General features: G+C 74.5%; 1 protein-coding gene and 1 pseudogene. Both read right to left on the bottom strand.

The genetic code is table 11. The features are described 5' to 3' along the window. Positions 1–692, bottom strand: a pseudogene (locus tag R6V09_RS52920) (hypothetical protein); the annotation flags it as partial. A 35-nt stretch (positions 693–727) separates the two neighbouring features. Beyond that, a partial coding sequence (locus tag R6V09_RS52925) for an FtsX-like permease family protein (RefSeq protein ID WP_317888525.1) occupies positions 728–1,517 on the bottom strand: 790 nt, incomplete at its 5' end.

A 1,517-nucleotide genomic window follows, 5' to 3' on the forward strand; every position in this document is an offset into this window, starting at 1 on the left:
AGGGTCCCCCGGCCGGTCCAGAAGCCGTCGGCCGCGGCCGTGGTGCGGTAGACCCCGCTCACCAGCAGCCGCGCCTGGGGCGGTGCGTTCTGCGCTCCGGGCGTCTTGGCGAACTCAAGGGTCAGCCGGCTGCCGGTGCGGACGCCCAGCGCCCGCGCGGTGGTCTGCGACAACCCGATCTGGGGCGCGGTGCCCAGCGGTGTGCGGTCGGCCGGCGCATGGCCGCTGACGTAGCGCAGATGGGCCCGCGCGGACGGCAGATAACTGACCGTCAGCTGGGTGCTGGTGTTCGCCGGTCCGGGCGGTCGCGGGGAGAGCAGGGCCGCCTGGTCGTAGTCGTAGCTGCCGCCGCCGGTGAAGGCCAGGTGCCGGGCGGCCTTGGCGCCGAGCTGCTTGGTGAGGGTGCGGCCCGCGCCCAGCAGGGTGGCCATGTCCAGGGCGGGCGGCTGGGTGAGGAAGACCTCCGGTGTGGTGCTCAGGCTGATCAGGGGCGCCTGAGCCTGCGCGGCGTCTACCCGCTGCCGTAGCGCCCGGTCCTCCTGGCGGCCCGCGAAGGCGGGGGCCCAGGCGCACAGTGCCGTCAGTGCCACGACCAGCGCCGCGAGGCAGGCCAGCAGGGGCAGGTCGCCTCGGGTCTCCTTGCGTATCAGACGGCGCGTCACCGGCGCGTCCGTGCGCACGGGCCGAGTCACCGTCCGCTCCGTGCGGTCGTGTCCGGCGGTACGGCTCAACGGTCTTCCCCCGCTCGCAGCACACGCACCAGGTCCACCCGGGACAGCAGTCGGGCCAGTGTCAGCACGACCGCGCTGATGGCCAGCGCGGTCGCCAGCGCCGTCAGCGCCACGGTGCCCCAGGGGATGATCTGCGGCAGTGGCGGATAGGGGGCCTGTCCGGTGTCGTCCACGGTGACCAGCGGCAGCACCGCCGCCGCCAGGGCCAGGCCCATCAGCGCCCCCGGGACCACCGCGAACAGCGCCAGACTCAGTTGTTCGGCGCCCAGCAGCGCGGACAGGCTCTTGGCACGGACGCCGATCGCCCGCAGCAGGGCGAACTCCTTGCGCCGCTGCCGGGTGCAGACCACCGCGTGCACGGTGAAGGCGACGACCGCGAAACCGGGGGCCAGATGGCGGACCAGTTCCAGGGTCCGGCGCAGCCCCTCGCGGAACGGGTCGGCCTGGAGGGACGCGGCGGTACGCGCCGTGGTGGTGACCCGGCCCAGCGCGGGCTGCGCCTCCACAGCGGCGGCCGTACGGGCGCTGTCGGTGCTGCCGAGCCACCAGAACGCGGGATCCTCCTGGTCGACACCGGCCATCGTCATCGCGGTGGCGAGCTGCCGCTGGTCGGCGATCAGATGACCCTGACCGCGGCCCAGTCCGGGCAGTGAGTCGACTCGGCCCACGATCCGGGCGGTGACCCGGCCCTCGCCCATGTCCAGAGTGGTGGTGCCGCCCACGCTCAGCCGTGCCTCGCGCAGCGTCGTGGCGTCGGCGCGCACCGGGAGCGGCGCCGGACCGCCA

The sequence above is a fragment of the Streptomyces sp. W16 genome (genome assembly GCF_033194735.1).
GTDB lineage: Bacteria > Actinomycetota > Actinomycetes > Streptomycetales > Streptomycetaceae > Streptomyces.